The following is a 16,772-nucleotide window of genomic DNA, read 5'->3' as shown; positions in this document are numbered from 1 at the left end:
GGGGCCTCACAGGCGTTCGAAGGAGCGGCGCAGCTCCCAGTCGGTGACCGCGGCGTCGAAGGCGTCCAGTTCGACGCGGGCCATGTTGGCGTAGTGCGCGACGACCTCGGGGCCGAAGGCGGCCTCGGCGACGGGGCTGTGGGCCCACAGCTCGGCGGCCTCGCGCAGGGTGGTCGGGACGTGCGCGAACTCGCCGGTGTAGGCGTTGCCGGGGCAGGGCTCGGGCAGCTCCAGCCGCTGCTCGACGCCGTGCAGGCCGGCCGCCACCAGTCCGGCGACCGCCAGGTACGGGTTGACGTCGCCGCCGGGCAGCCGGTTCTCGAAGCGCAGGGAGCGGCCGTGGCCGACGACGCGCAGGGCGCAGGTGCGGTTGTCGTGGCCCCAGGCGACGGCGGTCGGGGCGAAGGAGCCCGGCTGGAAGCGCTTGTAGGAGTTGATGTGGGGGGCGTAGAGCAGCGAGAAGTCGCGCAGTGCGGCCAGCTGCCCGGCGAGGAAGTGGCGCATGACCTCGGACATGCCGTCCGGCCCGTCGCCCGGCATGACGTTGCGGCCGTCCGCGTCGGCGAGCGAGAGGTGGATGTGGCAGGAGTTGCCCTCGCGCTCGTTGTACTTGGCCATGAAGGTGAGGGACATGCCCTCCTGGGCGGCGATCTCCTTGGCGCCGGTCTTGTAGACGGCGTGCTGGTCGCAGGTGACCAGGGCGTCGTCGTAGCGGAAGGCGATCTCGTGCTGGCCCGGGTTGCACTCGCCCTTGGCGGACTCGACCGTGAGGCCCGCGCCGGCCATCTCGTTGCGGATGCGGCGCAGCAGGGGCTCGACGCGGCCGGTGCCGAGGATCGAGTAGTCGATGTTGTACTGGTTGGCCGGGGTCAGCCCCCGGTAACCCGCGTCCCACGCCTGTTCGTAGGTGTCCTTGAAGACGATGAACTCCAGCTCCGTGCCGACCATCGCGGTCAGGCCGTGCCCGGCGAGGCGGCCGAGCTGGCGGCGCAGGATCTGGCGGGGGGCGGCGACGACCGGGGAGCCGTCGTGCCAGGCGAGGTCGGCGACGACCATGGCGGTGCCGGCGTTCCACGGCACGCGGCGCAGGGTGGACAGGTCGGGGTGCATGGCGAAGTCGCCGTAGCCGCGGTCCCAGGAGGACATGGCGTAGCCGTCGACGGTGTTCATCTCGGTGTCGACGGCGAGGAGGTAGTTGCAGCCCTCGGTGCCGTGGTGGAGGACCTCGTCGAGGAAGAACCGGGCGGCGAACCGCTTGCCCTGGAGGCGCCCTTGCATGTCGGGGAAGGCCAGGACGACAGTGTCGATCTCTCCGCCCGCGACGAGGGCGTGCAGCTCCTCGACGCTGAGCGGGGGCGTGCGGTCTGGCACGGGAGAGCTCCTTCGGCTTCTTCGCGTTCTGCTTCTTCGCGTTCTGCGGTCGGGCCGGGAGCCATAAGGTATTGCCGAGAACCATTGCTTGGGAAGGGGGTGCGGCGGCATGTCACCGGATCCGGAGGCGGACCTCACGGACCGGCTGACGCCGGTGCTGCGGCCGGTGCGGGCCGGGAACGGCTTCGAGGAGGCGCTGGAGCAGATCCTGCAGGTCGTCCGGCTGGGCCTGGTGCCGGCCGGCGGACGGCTGCCCGCCGAGCGGGAGCTGGCGGAGCGGCTCGGGATCAGCCGGGTGACGCTGCGCGAGGTCCTCAAGGTGCTCCAGGACCAGGGGCTGGTGGAGTCGCGGCGCGGCCGCTACGGCGGCACGTTCGTGCTGCCCCGCACGGACGCGGGCGGCGAGGACGAGCTGCGGCGGCGGATCGCCGAGGTCGACATCGAGGACGTGCTGCGCTTCCGGGAGGTGCTGGAGGTGGGCGCGGCCGGCCTGTGCGCGACGTACGGGCTGACCGGCGAGCGGGCGGCGCGGCTGCGCGAGGCGCTGGCCCGCACGCACGACGCGCCGCTAGGCGACTACCGCCGCCTGGACACGCTGCTGCACCTCACGCTGGCCGAACTGTGCGGCTCGCCGACGCTGACCGCGCAGTACGCGGCCGTACGGGCGACGGTGAACGACCTGCTCGACTGCATCCCGCTGCTGGTGCGCAACCTGGAGCACTCCCAGCGGCAGCACGTCGCGCTGGTCGAGGCGGTGCTCGACGGGAACGCGGACGGGGCCCGGGAGATCATGCGGGAGCACTGCGCGGGGACGGCCGCGCTGCTGCGGGGCTTCCTCGCGTGAGGCGCGCCCCACGAGACCGCTGGCCCACGAGCCCGCGCGACACCGCGCCACACCGCGCGGCGCGGGCGGCGCGGGCGGCGCGGGCGGCGCGGGCGGCGCGGAACGCCGTCCGGCTCTTGCCCGGAGCGGCGTTCCTCGGCAAAGGTATGAATTGGATCCTTTGCCGGATCCTTTTGCCGGAAGGGGCGGGTGGATGGCGGGCAGACCGTTGATCGGCGTCAGCACGTATCTGGAGACCGGGGCGCGGTGGGGCGTGTGGGAGCTGGAGGCCGCGCTGCTGCCGGTCGGCTATCCGCGGCTGGTGCAGCGGGCGGGCGGGCTGGCCACGATGCTGCCGCCCGACGCGCCGGAACACGCGGCGGCGGCCGTCGCCCGTCTCGACGGCCTGGTGATCGCGGGCGGCCCGGACGTCGAACCGGCCCGCTACGGCGCCGAGCCCGACCCCCGGACGGGTCCGCCGGCCCGGGCCCGGGACGCCTGGGAACTCGCCCTGATCGAGGCCGCGTTGGCCGCACGGCTGCCGCTGCTCGGCATCTGCCGCGGCATGCAGCTGCTGAACGTCGCCCTGGGCGGCACCCTCGTCCAGCATCTCGACGGCCACGCGGAGGTCGTCGGCGTCTTCGGCACCCACCCGGTCAAGCCGGTGCCCGGCACGCTGTACGCCGCCGCCGTGCCGGGGGAGGCGTCCGTGCCGTCGTACCACCACCAGTGCGTGGACCGGCTCGGCGCGGGCCTGGTCCCGTCGGCGTACGCGGCGGACGGCACGGTGGAGGCGCTGGAACTGCCGACCGCGGACGGCTGGGTGCTGGGCGTGCAGTGGCACCCCGAGATGGGCGAGGACCTGCGCGTCATGCGGGCCTTGGTCGAAGCCGCTTCCTGAGCCAGCCGAGCGCCGCCTCGCCCTGGGCCCGCTGGAAGGGGCGCAGGGTGGGCAGGCCGGGCGGGGCGGGGCGCAGGGAGCTGTCGACGAAGTACCCGGCGAGTGCGGCCAGGGTCGCGGTGACCGCGTCCGGCTCCGCGTCCCGGCCGAGCGGATGCTCGGTGAAGACGTCCTCCGGGTCCGGGCCGCCCTGGGCCCGGACGCAGGGCAGCATGATCAGCAGGTCGAACCAGGGGGCCGCGCGCACGGCGTGCGGCCAGTCGACGAAGACGACGCGGTCGTCGGCGGTCAGCAGGATGTTGTCGGCCCGCAGGTCCGCGTGGGCGAGGGTGTCGCCCACGGCGGCCTCGGTCCAGTCGACGGCCAGTGCGGCGAGGCCGGGCAGGTGGTCCAGGGTCCAGGCGTCGAGCGCCGGGCGCGCGCCGGAGGCGCACAGGCGCTGCCAGCCGGCGAAGTCGTCGGCGAGGTGGCGGGCCGCGGGCGGTGCTTCGAGGGGCGACGGGGTGAGGGTGCGGCCGAGTTCCGCCACCGCGTCGAGGACCCGCCGCAACTCGGGCTGCCGCCAGGGGACGTGCGGCTGGCGGCCGGGGATCTCCTCGAAGACGAGGGCGACCCAGGTGCCGTCGTCGTACGTGCCGAGGAGGCGGGGCGCGGGGACGGCGGGCGGGAGCGCGGCCGCGTTGCGGGCCTCGGTGCGGTGCAGGGCGGGACTGTGGGGGTTGCTCCGCGCGCTGACCGCCTTGACGAACGCCCGCCGGCCCCCGGCGGTGCGGACCCGGGCGGCCACGCCGGGAGAGAATCCGCCGGACTGGGTGACGGCCCGGACCACGGGTCCCCCGAGCACACCCGCGACGGCATCCCGCACCCCGGCGGGCAGGTGCTCCCAGGGCGTGCGGACGCCGGTGGCGGCCGGTGCGGTCGCTGTCATGCGGTTCATGGTGCGGTCCGGCCCACCGCACACGCCAAGCATTTTCCCCGGCCGCGCCTGACGAACCCCGGGCAGGACGCCCGACGTTCACCGGAGGAGGACCCGCCGAACCCCGGGCACCCAGCCACCCACGCCGACCGCCGAACCCACGGCCCGGGTCGTACCGACGGACCGTGCTCCCGCCCACCCATGCCCACCGACGGCCAGCCGTGGCCACACCAGCCCACCGGCCGCCAGGCCGCAGGCCGCAGGCCGCCAGGCCGCAAGGCCGCCAGGCCGCAGGCCGCCAGGCCGCAGGCCGCCAGGCCGCAGGCCGGACCCAGCCGTTGCCAGCGGTTGGGCCCGTGGGCCGGGTCGCTCCTGGCGCACCTGCCGAGGCCGCCGGCACCTGCCGCCGACTCCCGCACTCGCCGCCGTCCCTGTGAACCCGCCGTCGGCCCCGGAGCGGCCGTTCAGCCACGTGTCAGGGACAGCAGTTCTCTCGCCGGGCCCGTCGGGCGGTGGCCCGTCGGCCATACCGCGCGCAGGTCCCGGGCCAGGGCGACGCCCTGGACCGGGACGCGCACCAGTCGCCGCATCGCCAGTTCCTCGCCCACGGCGAGTTCGCTGAGGACCGCCGGTCCGGCGCCGCTCACCACGGCCGCCTTCACCGCCGTCGTGGACGACAGCTCGATCAGCGGCCGGGCCGGTCCGCCCAGCGCGGCGTCCAGCACCTGCCGCGTCCCCGAGCCCTTCTCCCGCATGATCAGGGCGGTGGCCGCCAGCTCCGGGGCCTCCAGCGGCCGTCGGCGGCGGGCCCACGGGTGGCCGGGCGCCGTCACCACGATGAGCCGGTCGCGGGCGATGACCACGGAGTCCAGGCCGGACGGCACGCTCACGCCCTCCACGAACCCCAGGTCCGCCTCGCCGGACAGCAGCCGCTCGGCGACCGTCGCCGAGTTGCCCGCGAGCAGGGACACCGCCGTGTCCGGCCACTGGGCCCGCAGCGCGAGCAGCCAGCCCGGCAGCAGGTACTCGGCGATCGTCATGCTGGCCGCCACCGTCAGGCGCGAGTCGCGCCGGTCGCGCAGCGCCTGCGCCCCCGCGTCGAAGGCCGCGGCCGCCTCGACGATCCGCCGCGCCCAGTCCGTCACCAGCGCCCCGGCGTCCGTGAGCCGGGAGCCGCGCGGCGAGCGGTCGACGAGGGCCACGCCCAACTGGCGCTCCATCGACCGGATCCGGCTGCTGGCCGCCGGCTGGGTGATGCCGACCTCGCGGGCCGCCCCGCCGAGGCTGCCGAGCCGTGCCACCGCCAGCAGCAGTTCCAGCGCCCCCAGGTCCGGCACCCGGTGCGCGAGTGACCCGCCCGGCACGGAACGGGTGCCGGACGGCTCCGCCATATCGCTCATAACCCCAGCTTATGTCCCGATAGAGAGGTGGTCCCTGGTGGCGGGCGTCCGGCCACGGGACGATGAGGGCATGGTCACCGCAGTTCCGCTCCCCCCGCGCGCCCGTGCCGTCCGCCACCTCGGGCCCAACTGGTACGCCGCCGTCATGGGCACCGCCGTGGTCGCCACGGCGGGAGCCGGGCTGCCCGGCCGCGTCCCCGGCCTGCGCACCGCCTGCGCCGCCGTCTGGGCGCTGTCCCTCGTGCTCCTGGTGACGCTGCTCGCCGCCCGCGCCCTGCACTGGGCCCACCACCGTGACCAGGCCCGCGCCCACCTCCTCGACCCGGCGACGGTGCCCTTCTACGGATGCCTGGCCATGGCCCTGCTGGCGGTCGGCGGCGGCGCGGTCGCCGTCGGCCGGGACTGGATCGGCGAGCGGAACGCGGTCGCCCTGGACGCGGCGCTGTTCACCGCCGGGACGGCCGTGGGGCTCACGGCCGCCGTCGCCGTCCCCTATCTGATGGCCGTACGCCACGAGACCGGGCCGGGACAGGCCTCGCCCGTGTGGCTGCTGCCCCTCGTCGCGCCCATGGTGTCCGCCGCACTCGGGCCGCGCCTCGTGCCGTACCTGCCCGCCGGCCAGCCCCGCGAGACCCTGCTCCTGGCCTGCTTCGCGATGTTCGGGCTGAGCCTGCTGGCCACCCTGGCCGTGCTGCCCGCACTCTTCGCCCGACTGATCACCGGCGGGCCGCTGCCCCTCGCCCTCACGCCCACTCTGTTCCTGGTGCTCGGACCGCTCGGGCAGTCGACCACCGCCGTCGGCGCGTTCGCGGACGTGGCGCCCGGCACCGTCGCGGACCCGTACCGCGCGGGGTTCACCGTCCTCGCCGTCCTGTACGGGGTGCCCGTGATGGGCTTCGCGCTGCTGTGGTGCGCGTTCGCCGCCGCCCACGTGATGCGGGCGCGGCGGCTCGGGATGGGGTTCACGATGACGTGGTGGTCGTTCACCTTCCCCGTCGGCACCTGCGTCACCGGGGCCGAGGCGCTGGGCCGGCACACCGGACTGGCCGTGTACGACGGGCTCGCGGTGGCCCTGTACGGCCTCCTCGTCGCCGCCTGGACCACCGCCGCCGTGCTCACGGCGCGCGGCGTGGTCAGCGGTGAGCTGCTCGCAGGGCCCCGCCCAGCACCGTCGGCGCCTCGGCCAGCGACGGCCCGTACCACGTCAGGTGCCGTCCGCTGACCAGGGCGCAGGCAAGCCCCGGGAAGGCCTCGGGTCCGTCGTCGGCCGTGAAGCGGTACGGCTCGTCCGGCAGGACGACGACGTCCGGGGCGGCCGCCCGCAGTTCCTCGACGGGGACGCGGGGGTAGCGGTCGGGGTGGGCCGCGTACAGGTGGTCCGCGCCGAGGCGGGAGAGGACGTCACCGGCGAAGGTGTCGCGGCCCAGCACCATCCAGGGCCGGCGCCAGACGGGGACGACCGCGGTCGTGCGGCGCTCCGGCGGCGGCAGCGCCGCCCACGTCCGCTCGGCCTCGTCCAGCCAGCGCGGCCGGGCCCGGACACCGCACGCCGCCAGCACCCGGGCCAGCTCTGCGAAGGCCTGCGGGACGTCGCGCACCTCGGTGACCAGGACCTCGACGCCCGCCGCGCGCAGCTCGGCCAGGTCGGACGCGCGGTTCTCCTCCTCGTTGGCGATCACCAGGTCGGGGGCGAGGGCGACGATCCGCTCGACGTCGGGGTTCTTGGTGCCGCCGACGCGGGCGACGGCCAGGTCCGGCGGGTGCGTGCACCAGTCCGTGACGCCGGCCAGGGCCACCGGCGCCGAGACCGCCACGGCCTCCGTGAGCGACGGGACGAGGGAGACGACCCGGATCACCGACGCGACCGGCCCCGGACCGCCTCGATGTGCTCGGCCACCGCGACGACGATCAGGCGGGTGTCCGCCACCGTGGCCCGCCACCGGTGGCGCACCCCGCCCGTCAGGTAGAGCGTGTCGCCCCTGCCGAGCCGGTAGGCGCGGCCCTCCGCCTCGATCTCCACGGCGCCGTCGGCGACGTACATCAACTGGTCGTTGCGGTACTGGAACTCGCGGCCCGCGTCATGGTCCCCGGTGAACTCCTGCGCGTGCATCTGGTGGTGGCCGCGCACCAGGGAGCGCATGCGCGGTTCGGGCCCGGTCTCGGCGCCCTCGGCGCGCACGACGTCGACGCTGCAGGCGGGGTCCGCGGCGGCGAGGAGCTCGACGGCGGTGGTGCGCAGGGCGTCGGCGACCTTCTCCAGGGAGGTCGGACTCGGCCGCGCCCGGTCGTTCTCGATCTGGCTCAGGAACGGCACGGACAGGCCGCTGCGCTCGGCCACGACGGCGAGGGTGAGCTCGAGCGCCCGGCGCCGGCGCCGCACGGCCGCGCCCACTCGCAGGGGCTGGTCCTTGTGGTCGTCCTTGTGGTCGCCCATCGCAGCTCCCTCCTTCGCCTCGTCGGTCCGTGACGGCCATGGTCCTGATGAGTTCTCTGCACCTTACGCAGGTTCGGCAAACTGTTTCACGTGCTCGTCACACACCGGTGAGGACGGCGGGCGTGCAACGCGCCACCGCTCCCCGGCGGGTGAGTTCCGCGCACGCTCCTGGCGGACCGCTCCACCGCCGGACCCACCGGGGCCGAAGAGGCTGACCAGCGGGGCCGGACGGCCCGCGGGCCGCGCCACGTGCGGTCGTCCGCCCTCCGCGCGGTTCTCCGGACCGGGGCGGCCGCGTGGCGCTCCGTGGTTGGCCGGATCTCATCCGTACGCGCGGACGGTGGCCGGGGCACCGGGATACGACTCATCTCATCACGACTCCTTCTTACAGGGTCCTCCCTTGTGACGGCGCCCGCAGTCGGTGGCCGCGGGTCGTAGCCGCGGACGGTGGCCGCGGACGGTGGCCAAAGGCGGTGGCCCTTCGCCGTCGGGTGACTGTCGGTGCCGTACGGCATGATGCGAGGCGTGACCGGACGACTGATGCTTCTCGACACCGCCTCCCTCTATTTCCGTGCCTTCTTCGGCGTCCCGGAGTCGGTGAAGGCCCCGGACGGCACGCCGGTGAACGCCGTGCGCGGGCTGCTCGAATTCATCGACCGCCTGGTGCAGGACCACCGCCCCGAGCACCTGGTGGCGTGCATGGACGCCGACTGGCGCCCGCGGTGGCGGGTCGACCTCATCCCCTCCTACAAGGCGCACCGCGTCGCCGAGGAGCACGAGACGGGGCCGGACGAGGAGGAGGTGCCGGACACGCTCTCGCCGCAGGTGCCGGTCATCGAGGCGGTCCTGGACGCGCTGGGCGTCGCGCGCGTGGGGGTCGCCGGGTACGAGGCGGACGACGTGATCGGCACGTTCACCGCCCGGGCCGAGGGCCCGGTCGACATCGTCACCGGCGACCGCGACCTCTACCAGCTGGTCGACGACGCACGCGGGGTGCGGGTGCTGTATCCGCTCAAGGGCGTCGGCTCGCTGCAGCTGACCGACGAGGCGCTGCTGCGCGAGAAGTACGGGGTGAGCGGCAGCGGGTACGCGGACCTGGCGCTGCTGCGCGGCGACCCGAGCGACGGCCTGCCGGGCGTGCCCGGCATCGGCGAGAAGACGGCCGCGAAGCTGCTCGCCCAGTTCGGCGACCTGGCCGGGATCATGGCCGCGGTGGACGACCCGGAGGCGAAGCTCACGCCGTCGCAGCGGGGGCGGCTCGACGAGGCCCGGCCGTACCTCGCGGTGGCGCCGAAGGTCGTCCGGGTCGCCGCCGACGTACCGCTGCCCGACGTCGACACGGCGCTGCCGCGCGCACCGCGGGACCCGGCCGCGCTGGAGGCGCTGGACGCGCGCTGGGGACTGGGCGGATCGCTGCGGCGGCTGCTGACGACGCTCGGGACGTGACGCGGGCGGTGGCGGCGGCCGTTCATCGGGTTCTCACGGAAGGGGTGTTCACTGGACGAAAGTGCTAACTTAGGCAAACCTAAGCTCGGAACAGGGAGGCCTCCATGGCAGATCGACCGGACCGCAGGCCGCGGAAGCCCCGCACCGCTCAGGTCGTCCGCACCCAGCGGCTGACCCCGCACATGCAGCGGGTGGTGCTCGGCGGCGAGGGTCTGGACGGTTTCTCGGCCGACACCTGCACCGACCACTACGTGAAACTGCTGTTCGCGCCGGAGGGCGTGAGCTATCCGGAGCCCTTCGACGTGGAGCGGATCCGGGCGGAGTTCCCGCGGGAGCAGTGGCCGGTCACCCGCACCTACACCGTGCGGGCCTGGGACCCGGTCCACCGCGAGCTGACGCTGGACTTCGTGATCCACGGCGACGAGGGCCTGGCCGGCCCGTGGGCGGCGAACGTGCGCCCGGGCGAGACCGTGCGCTTCCTCGGCCCCGGCGGCGCCTACACCCCCGACCCGGACGCCGACTGGCATCTGTTCGCCGGGGACGAGAGCGCGCTGCCCGCGATCGCCCGGTCGCTGGAGGCGCTGCCCGCCGGCGCGACGGCGCACGCCTTCATCGAGGTCTCCGGCCCCGAGGAGGAGCAGAAGATCGACTCCGGCGTGGACGTCGTCTGGCTGCACCGCGGGGACCGGCCGGTCGGCGAGGCGCTGGTGGAGGCCGTACGGGCGCTCCGGTTCCCGGAGGGCCGGGTGCACGCCTTCGTGCACGGCGAGGCGCACTTCGTGAAGGAGCTGCGGCGTCTGCTGCGCGTCGAGCGGGAGATCGCCCGGGAGGACCTGTCGATCTCCGGCTACTGGCGCCTCGGCCACAACGAGGACGGCTGGCAGGCCTCCAAGCGGGACTGGAACGCGCGCATCGAGGCGGAGCAGGAGGGCGCGCCCGCCGCGTGATCCGTACCCGGAGCGGCCCGTGCCCCCGGAGCGGCCCGTGCCCCCGGCGCGGGACGCCCCGTGCCGCATACGGGCCCCGCCGCCGACGCAGGCAACTTCGTGCAGCGCGTGCGGGCCCCACCTCGCGGGACGCTACGGGCCGCATGCGGCCACCGCTGCCGACGCGGCACGCTCCATGCCACGTGCGGGCCCTGCCGACGTGGGACGCTATGTGCCGTATGCGGGCCCCGCCGCCGACGGGGCCACTGCATGCCGGGTGTGGCCCCTGCCGCCGGGGCGGCCCACTTCGTGCCGCTTGCGGGCCCTGTCGGCGCAGCACGCTACGGGCCACGTGCGGCCCCCCGCCGCCGGCGCCGCTTCGTTCCACGTGCGGGTCGACGCCGGGAGCGCCCCGCGCGAACGGCACCGGGCCCGCGGTGCCGTTCGCCGGGCCAGCGGTGCCGTTCGCCGGGCCAGCGGCGCGCGGTCGGCGTCGGCCACCGCGGCCGCTCCTCCTGCCCGGCGCCCCGACCGGCGACCGGCCGCGCTCCCCGCCGCCGGCGACCAGCCGGGCGGCGGGGCTCTGCCCGCCCCTCACGCCAGTCCCCGCCGCCGGCGACCAGCCGGGGTGTGGGGCGCCTCCGCACATCACGCCAGTCGCCCGGCCCGGCTGCCCGCGCCCGGCTGTCCGCGCCCGCCCGCGCGCCGCCAGGCTGTCGGCGACCTCGCCGGCGTCGAGAGCCGCCGATACCGGGGGGCGGGCTGTCGGTGCCGCCCCCGGGGTAGTCGCCGCCCGGTTCAGTCGCCCCGCACGCGGGCGTGCAGGTGCATGTCGTGCCAGCCGTCCGCGTGCAGGGCGGCACTGCGCTTGGTGCCCTCCGCGGCGAAGCCGGCCTTCGTGGCCACCCGGCAGGACGCCTCGTTGCGGACCGCGTGCAGCAGTTCCAGGCGGTGGAAGCCGATCTCGTCGAGCGCCCAGCGGGCGAGGGCCGTGGTGGCCCGCGCGGCGACGCCCCGTCCCCGGGCCGGGGCCGCCGTCCAGTACGCCACCTCGGCGGTTCCGTCCGCCAGCCGCAGCTCGCGCAGCGCCACCCGCCCGAGCAGCCGGTCGGTGTCCGCGTCGACGACGGCCCACTGGGCGTCCCGCTCCTCGCGCCAGCCCGTCAGCCACTCCTCGATCCAACCGCCCGTCTCCTCCTCGGAGTCGGCGGCCCGGACATGCCACCGGTGCATCAGGGGAGCCTGGATGACCGTGTGGACGGCGGGCGCGTCGGCGGCCCTCCAGGGGCGCAGCAGCAGACCGTCGCCGGTGGCGAGGACGGGTTGCGGGGCTCCGGAGAGGCTTCCGGCCGGGAGGACGGGGCTGGTCAGGAAGGGCATGGCCCGCATCGTGCCAACCGGGACGCGCGACTCCAACCGGTTTTCCCCCGCCGTACGCTTGGCCGCGATGAGACGTCGTACGCCGCCCCCGCCCTCCCCCCTCCCGCAGCGCGAGGGCGTGGACGCCGTGCGGGTGCGGCTGCCCGCCGGGGGCCCGTGGGCCACGGTGCGCGAGCACCTGGCGGAACGGCTCGCGGCGGACGCCGGGGTCGTGGACGGGATGTTCGACGCGGGGCTGGTCGTCGGGGCGGACGGGCGGGCGGTGCCGCCGGACGCTGCGTACGTGCCGGGGATGTTCGTGTGGTTCCACCGGGAGCTGCCCGCCGAGGTGCCGGTGCCGTTCCCGCTGGAGGTCGTGCACCGCGACGAGCACATCGTCGTCGTCGACAAACCGCACTTCCTCGCCACCACCCCGCGCGGCAGCCACGTCACCGAGACGGCGCTCGCGCGGCTGCGCCGGGAGCTGGGGCTGCCCACGCTGGGCGCCGCGCACCGCCTGGACCGGCTCACCGCCGGGCTGGTGCTGTTCACGGTACGGCCCGCGGAACGCGGCGCGTACCAGTCGCTGTTCCGCGACCGCCGGGTGGGCAAGGAGTACGAGGCGGTAGCCCCGTACGATCCCGGCCTGGCCCTGCCCAGGACCGTGCGCAGCCGGATCGTGAAGGAGCGGGGGGTGCTCGCCGCCCGCGAGGTGCCGGGCGAGCCGAACGCCGTCAGCCGCGTCGAGCTGATCGAGCACCGCGCGGCCGACGGGCTCGCCCGCTACCGCCTGGTGCCGGCCACCGGGCAGACCCACCAGCTGCGCGTCCACATGAACGCGCTCGGCGTGCCCCTCCTCGGCGATCCGCTGTATCCCGAGGTGACCGGCCCGGTGCCGGCCGGTGACTTCCGGCGACCGCTGCAACTGCTGGCCCGGACGCTGGAGTTCACCGATCCGGTCACGGGGGCGGAACACCGCTTCCGCAGCGCGCGGACGCTCACCGCCTGGTCCCGCCCGAGCGAGTGGGCCGGCGGGTGACCGCGCCGTCGGCACAGGAGCCACCACAGGCCCCGCGCCGGACGACCGGGGCCCGGTCGACCGGGGCAGCACGGCAGGGGCAGCGTGGTCGGCCCCCCGGCGACCACGCCACCCGCAGCCGTCACGGCGAGCAACCCCGAGCAGGCACCGTTGAGTCAGGCGCGCACCGCGGACGCCCGCCCGGCGCAGCTCCCCCGCCAACCACCCGCCAACCACCCGGCAACAGCCCGGCAACAGCCCGGCAACAGCCCGGCCGGGACGGCGTCGGCGGCGAGGAGTGCGCGCGTACGCCGGCCGGAGAACGCCGACCCGCACGACCCGCGCCCACCCCGTCCCGCCGGCGGCTGCGGCTGCGGCTGCGGCTACCCCACCGACGAGTAGGCCACCACACCCCGCAGCAGCTGATCCACCGCCTTGCGCGCGGCCTTCGCCACGGTCGAGCCCTCCCTCGCGGGCGCCGCCGCGGAGATCTGCCCCAGCACGTCGATCACCTGCTTGCACCACCGCACGAAGTCGCCCGCCGGCATCTCCGCCTCGCGCAGCACCTCGTCCAGGCCCTTGCCCGAAGCCCACATGTAGGCGGCCCAGGCGAACCCGAGATCCGGCTCACGCTGTCCGACGCCCTCGGTCTGCGTGATCCGGAACTCCTCCTCCAGGGCGTCGAGCCGGCCCCAGATCCGGACCATCTCGCCGAGCGCGGCCTTCGCCTTGCCCGACGGCATCTTGGGCGCCATGGCGTCGTCGCCCACCCGGGACTCGTACACCAGCGCCGAGACGCAAGCGGCCAGTTCGGCGGGCGCGAGCCCCTCCCAGACGCCCTCACGCAGGCACTCGCTCGCCAGCAGGTCCAGCTCGCCGTAGAGGCGGGCGAGCCGCTTGCCGTGCTCGGTGACCTCGTCGGCGCGCAGGTAGTCCAGCTCGGTCAGCAGCGCCACGATCCGGTCGAAGGTCCGCGCGATCGTGTTCGTGCGCCCCTGTATGCGGCGCTCCAGCTGCGAGGTGTCCCGCAGCAGCCGGTGGTACCGCTCGGCCCAGCGCGCATGGTCCTCACGGTCGTTGCAGCCGTGGCACGGATGCGCCCGGATCGCCGTGCGCAGCCGGGCGATCTCGCGGTCGTCGGCGGCCTGGGACCGCTTCTTGCGCGCCCGCTCCGGCGGGATGTGCCCGGCCTTGGTGCGCAGCGCGGAGGCGAGGTCGCGGCGGGACTGCGGCGAGCGCGGGTTGAAGGACTTCGGGATGCGCATCCGCTCCAGCGCCTCGACCGGCACCGGGAAGTCGATCGACGCCAGCCGCTTGACCTGCCGTTCGGCGGTCAGCACCAGCGGGCGCGGGCCGTCGTGATGGTCGAAGCCACGATGGCCGTTGGACCGGCCGGCGGGCAGCCCCGGATCCAGCACCAGCGCGAGCCCCGCGTACTTGCCCGTCGGCACGTGGATGACGTCGCCCGGCTTGAGCTTCTCCAGCGCGACGGCGGCCTCCGCGCGCCGCTGCGCCGCGCCCTGCCGGACGAGTTCGGTCTCGCGGTCCTTCAGCTCGCGCCGCAGCCGCGCGTACTCCTCGAAGTCGCCGAGGTGGCAGGTCATGGAGGCCTTGTAGCCCTCCAGGCCCTCCTCGTTGCGCTGCACCTGCCGGGAGATCCCGACGACCGACTTGTCGGCCTGGAACTGCGCGAACGACGTCTCCAGCAGCTCGCGCGAGCGGTGCCGGCCGAACTGCTCGACCAGGTTGACCGCCATGTTGTACGACGGCTTGAAGCTGGAGCGCAGCGGGTACGTGCGCGTGCCGGCGAGCCCGGCCAGGTGCTCCGGGCTCATCCCGCGCTGCCACAGCACCACGGCATGGCCCTCGACATCGATGCCGCGGCGGCCCGCGCGCCCGGTCAGCTGGGTGTACTCGCCCGGGGTGATGTCGGCGTGCTGCTCGCCGTTCCACTTGACGAGCTTCTCCAGCACCACCGAGCGGGCGGGCATGTTGATGCCGAGCGCGAGCGTCTCCGTCGCGAACACGGCCTTCACCAGACCGCGGACGAACAACTCCTCGACGACCTCCTTGAACGTCGGCAGCATGCCCGCGTGGTGGGCCGCGATACCGCGCTCCAGACCCTCCAGCCACTCGTAGTAGCCGAGGACGTGCAGGTCCTCCGCCGGGATCGACGCGGTGCGCTCCTCGACCAGGGCGCGCACCTGCTCGCGCGCCTCCTCGTCGTTCAGCCTGAGGCCCGCGTACAGGCACTGCTGCACGGCGGCCTCGCAGGCGGCGCGGCTGAAGATGAAGGTGATCGCAGGCAGCAGGCCCTCGGCGTCGAGCCGCTCGATGACCTCCGGCCGGCCCGGCGTCCACACGCGCGAGCGCTGCCGGCGCTCCCGCTCCCGGTCGGCCTCCCGCATCGCCCGGCCGCGCCGGCGGTCCTGGTACGACGGCCGGGTCGCCTCCATGCGCGCCAGCCGCGTCAGGTCGGGGTTGACGGCCTTCTTGTGGCCCTCGCCCTCCTCGAACAGGTCGTACATCCGGCGGCCGGCGAGCACGTGCTGGAACAGCGGCACGGGCCGGTGCTCGGAGACGATCACCTCCGTGTCGCCGCGGACGGTGTCGAGCCAGTCGCCGAACTCCTCGGCGTTCGACACGGTCGCCGACAGCGACACCAGCGTCACCGACTCGGGGAGATGGATGATCACCTCTTCCCACACCGCGCCGCGGAAGCGGTCGGACAGGTAGTGCACCTCGTCCATGACCACGTAACCCAGGCCGAGGAGGGTATGGGAGCCGGCGTACAGCATGTTCCTGAGCACCTCGGTGGTCATCACGACCACCGGGGCGTCGGAGTTGACGCTGTTGTCGCCGGTGAGCAGGCCGACCTTGTCCGCGCCGTAGCGGCGGCACAGGTCGGCGTACTTCTGGTTCGACAGTGCCTTGATGGGCGTGGTGTAGAAGCACTTCTTGCCCTGCCCCAGGGCGAGGTGGACGGCGAACTCGCCCACGATGGTCTTGCCGGAGCCGGTGGGCGCGGCCACCAGCACGCCCTTGCCCGCCTCGAGTGCCTGGCAGGCCTCGATCTGGAAGGGGTCGAGGCCGAAGTCGTACATCTCGCGGAAGGAGGCGAGCGCGGTGGCCTGTTCGGCAGCGCGCCTGCGGGCAGCCGCGTACCGCTCGGCCGGGGAGAGGTCCTCTGTCATCGTGCTTTCGAGCGTACCGGGCCCCACCGACAACAGGACGATCAATATCCGGATCGAGCGCCGGTAAACCTGTGATCCGCGCAGCTCACGGCGCTGCGACCCGCACGGCGCCGGGCACGCAGCGGGCGGTCAGCGGCAGCGGCCCGAGGGGTTCCCCGTCCGCGTACCCGGTGATCCCCTCCGCGGCCAGCTCGATCTTCGCCGCGCGGTGCACGGTGACCTTGGGATGGTCGACGTGGGTGCCCCGGTACACCGTCGGGAACACCTTCAGCAGGGTCGCCCGGCCGCAGTCCCCGACCACCGTGACGTCGAACAGGCCGTCGGTGAGGTCGGCGCCGGGGCAGATCCTCATGCCGCCGCCGTACGACGATCCGTTGCCGACCGCCACCAGCGTCGCCTCGACCTCCCGGACCGCGCCGTCGTCCAGGGTGATCCGGTACGGGAAGGGGCGGAAGGCGGCCAGCTCGGCGAGCATGGCGAGGTCGTACTTGAGGCGGCCGGCCGGCCAGTTCATGCGGTTTCCGCGGTCGTTGACGCGGGAGTCGAAGCCGGAGGCGAGGACGGTGCCGAACCAGTGGCCGCCCACCTGCCCGAGGTCGATGTCGCGCAGCTCGGCGCCCTTGAGGGCGCCGGCGATCAGACGGCCCGCGGCGGCCGGGTCCCGGACCGGCAGGCCGAGGGCGCGGGCCAGGTCGTTGCCGGTGCCGACGGCGACGAGGCCGAGCGGGGTGCGGGTGCCGGCGACGGCCTGGAGGGCCAGGTTCGCCATGCCGTCACCGCCGACGGCGACGAGCGCGCCGGTGCCGTCCGCGACGGCGGCACGTGCGCGCGTGAGGGCGTCCGCGGCGCTCTCACCGACGACGGTACGCACCGAGAAGCCGGCCGCCCGCAACGCGGAAGCGGCCGGCTGCGCCGCGCGGGCGCCCCGGCCGCGGCCCGCGGTGGGGTTGACGAAGAGGGTGATCTCGCTGGTCACGGACTGAC

The 16,772-nt window shown here is 74.9% G+C and carries 14 protein-coding genes; 6 read left to right on the top strand and 8 right to left on the bottom strand.

The features are described 5' to 3' along the window. Positions 1-6: 6 nt before the first annotated feature. Positions 7-1,371 (bottom strand): glutamine synthetase family protein, encoded by a 1,365-nt coding sequence (locus ACH4ZX_RS10670; RefSeq protein WP_398270647.1) that lies wholly within the window; start codon positions 1,369-1,371, stop codon positions 7-9. Between the two features lie 109 nt (positions 1,372-1,480). Here ACH4ZX_RS10670 and ACH4ZX_RS10665 point away from each other — a divergent pair, with 109 nt between their 5' ends. Both ACH4ZX_RS10665 and ACH4ZX_RS10660 read left to right on the top strand, forming a co-directional pair. Continuing rightward, positions 1,481-2,215 (top strand): FadR/GntR family transcriptional regulator, encoded by a 735-nt coding sequence (locus ACH4ZX_RS10665; protein ID WP_398270643.1) that lies wholly within the window; start codon positions 1,481-1,483, stop codon positions 2,213-2,215. A gap of 193 nt (positions 2,216-2,408) precedes the next feature. Further along, positions 2,409-3,095, top strand: coding sequence for a gamma-glutamyl-gamma-aminobutyrate hydrolase family protein (locus ACH4ZX_RS10660; protein WP_398270640.1), 687 nt, complete (start codon positions 2,409-2,411; stop codon positions 3,093-3,095). On the opposite strand, the gene ACH4ZX_RS10655 is transcribed toward ACH4ZX_RS10660, so the two are convergent. After that, a complete protein-coding gene (locus ACH4ZX_RS10655; protein WP_398270637.1) occupies positions 3,064-4,023 on the bottom strand; it encodes an aminoglycoside phosphotransferase family protein in 960 nt (319 codons plus the stop codon). The two genes, ACH4ZX_RS10660 and ACH4ZX_RS10655, sit on opposite strands and share 32 nt — an antisense overlap. Positions 4,024-4,475: 452 nt before the next feature. Continuing rightward, positions 4,476-5,411, bottom strand: a complete 936-nt coding sequence (locus tag ACH4ZX_RS10650; protein WP_398270634.1) for a LysR family transcriptional regulator — start codon at positions 5,409-5,411, stop codon at positions 4,476-4,478. A 70-nt stretch (positions 5,412-5,481) separates the two neighbouring features. Between ACH4ZX_RS10650 and ACH4ZX_RS10645 the strand changes: the two genes are divergently transcribed. Then, positions 5,482-6,633: a TDT family transporter gene (locus ACH4ZX_RS10645; RefSeq protein WP_398270631.1), complete on the top strand. Its 1,152-nt coding sequence runs from the start codon at positions 5,482-5,484 to the stop codon at positions 6,631-6,633. On the opposite strand, the gene ACH4ZX_RS10640 is transcribed toward ACH4ZX_RS10645, so the two are convergent. Together ACH4ZX_RS10640 and ACH4ZX_RS10635 are read right to left on the bottom strand one after the other, a co-directional pair. Beyond that, positions 6,545-7,264, bottom strand: coding sequence for a helical backbone metal receptor (locus ACH4ZX_RS10640; protein ID WP_398270739.1), 720 nt, complete (start codon positions 7,262-7,264; stop codon positions 6,545-6,547). The genes ACH4ZX_RS10645 and ACH4ZX_RS10640 overlap by 89 nt on opposite strands. Further along, entirely contained in the window at positions 7,264-7,845 is a 582-nt protein-coding gene (locus ACH4ZX_RS10635; RefSeq protein WP_398270628.1) for a helix-turn-helix domain-containing protein, read from the bottom strand. Before ACH4ZX_RS10635 ends, ACH4ZX_RS10640 begins: the two co-directional genes overlap by 1 nt. Before the next feature lie 516 nt (positions 7,846-8,361). Here ACH4ZX_RS10635 and ACH4ZX_RS10630 point away from each other — a divergent pair. Together ACH4ZX_RS10630 and ACH4ZX_RS10625 are read left to right on the top strand one after the other, a co-directional pair. Next, a complete protein-coding gene (locus tag ACH4ZX_RS10630) occupies positions 8,362-9,291 on the top strand; it encodes a 5'-3' exonuclease H3TH domain-containing protein (RefSeq protein ID WP_398270736.1) in 930 nt (309 codons plus the stop codon). 104 nt (positions 9,292-9,395) lie between these two features. Further along, positions 9,396-10,238, top strand: a complete 843-nt coding sequence (locus ACH4ZX_RS10625; protein WP_398270625.1) for a siderophore-interacting protein — start codon at positions 9,396-9,398, stop codon at positions 10,236-10,238. 777 nt (positions 10,239-11,015) lie between these two features. Here ACH4ZX_RS10625 and ACH4ZX_RS10620 read toward each other — a convergent pair. Then, positions 11,016-11,597 carry a GNAT family N-acetyltransferase gene (locus tag ACH4ZX_RS10620; protein WP_398270622.1) on the bottom strand — a complete coding sequence of 194 codons (582 nt, stop codon included), beginning with the start codon at positions 11,595-11,597 and terminating at the stop codon, positions 11,016-11,018. A 67-nt stretch (positions 11,598-11,664) separates the two neighbouring features. On the opposite strand from ACH4ZX_RS10620, the gene ACH4ZX_RS10615 reads away from it, so the two are divergent. Then, the gene (locus tag ACH4ZX_RS10615; RefSeq protein ID WP_398270619.1) at positions 11,665-12,615 is read left to right on the top strand and encodes an RluA family pseudouridine synthase; all 951 of its coding nucleotides are present in this window, start codon (positions 11,665-11,667) and stop codon (positions 12,613-12,615) included. 362 nt (positions 12,616-12,977) lie between these two features. Here the strand turns inward: ACH4ZX_RS10615 and ACH4ZX_RS10610 are convergent, their stop codons facing one another. Both ACH4ZX_RS10610 and ACH4ZX_RS10605 read right to left on the bottom strand, forming a co-directional pair. Next, the gene (locus ACH4ZX_RS10610; protein WP_398270616.1) at positions 12,978-15,788 is read right to left on the bottom strand and encodes a DEAD/DEAH box helicase; all 2,811 of its coding nucleotides are present in this window, start codon (positions 15,786-15,788) and stop codon (positions 12,978-12,980) included. An 85-nt stretch (positions 15,789-15,873) separates the two neighbouring features. Beyond that, positions 15,874-16,764: a diacylglycerol kinase gene (locus ACH4ZX_RS10605; protein WP_398270613.1), complete on the bottom strand. Its 891-nt coding sequence runs from the start codon at positions 16,762-16,764 to the stop codon at positions 15,874-15,876. Positions 16,765-16,772: the final 8 nt, after the last annotated feature.

Origin of the sequence: Streptomyces sp. NPDC020490, from assembly GCF_044335305.1 — a bacterium.
Classification (GTDB): domain Bacteria; phylum Actinomycetota; class Actinomycetes; order Streptomycetales; family Streptomycetaceae; genus Streptomyces.
The sequence above is the reverse complement of the archived record's forward strand: the minus strand, read 5'-3'. Positions and strand labels throughout refer to the sequence as shown.

Excerpts from the sequence above, each read along its gene's own strand:
- ACH4ZX_RS10665 (WP_398270643.1), top strand. The coding sequence starts at position 1,481 with ATGTCACCGGATCCGGAGGCGGACCTCACGGACCGGCTGACGCCGGTG.
- ACH4ZX_RS10660 (WP_398270640.1), top strand. The coding sequence starts at position 2,409 with ATGGCGGGCAGACCGTTGATCGGCGTCAGCACGTATCTGGAGACCGGG.
- ACH4ZX_RS10655 (WP_398270637.1), bottom strand. The coding sequence starts at position 4,023 with ATGACAGCGACCGCACCGGCCGCCACCGGCGTCCGCACGCCCTGGGAG.
- ACH4ZX_RS10650 (WP_398270634.1), bottom strand. The coding sequence starts at position 5,411 with ATGAGCGATATGGCGGAGCCGTCCGGCACCCGTTCCGTGCCGGGCGGG.
- ACH4ZX_RS10645 (WP_398270631.1), top strand. The coding sequence starts at position 5,482 with ATGGTCACCGCAGTTCCGCTCCCCCCGCGCGCCCGTGCCGTCCGCCAC.
- ACH4ZX_RS10635 (WP_398270628.1), bottom strand. The coding sequence starts at position 7,845 with ATGGGCGACCACAAGGACGACCACAAGGACCAGCCCCTGCGAGTGGGC.
- ACH4ZX_RS10630 (WP_398270736.1), top strand. The coding sequence starts at position 8,362 with ATGCGAGGCGTGACCGGACGACTGATGCTTCTCGACACCGCCTCCCTC.
- ACH4ZX_RS10625 (WP_398270625.1), top strand. The coding sequence starts at position 9,396 with ATGGCAGATCGACCGGACCGCAGGCCGCGGAAGCCCCGCACCGCTCAG.
- ACH4ZX_RS10620 (WP_398270622.1), bottom strand. The coding sequence starts at position 11,597 with ATGCCCTTCCTGACCAGCCCCGTCCTCCCGGCCGGAAGCCTCTCCGGA.
- ACH4ZX_RS10615 (WP_398270619.1), top strand. The coding sequence starts at position 11,665 with ATGAGACGTCGTACGCCGCCCCCGCCCTCCCCCCTCCCGCAGCGCGAG.
- ACH4ZX_RS10610 (WP_398270616.1), bottom strand. The coding sequence starts at position 15,788 with ATGACAGAGGACCTCTCCCCGGCCGAGCGGTACGCGGCTGCCCGCAGG.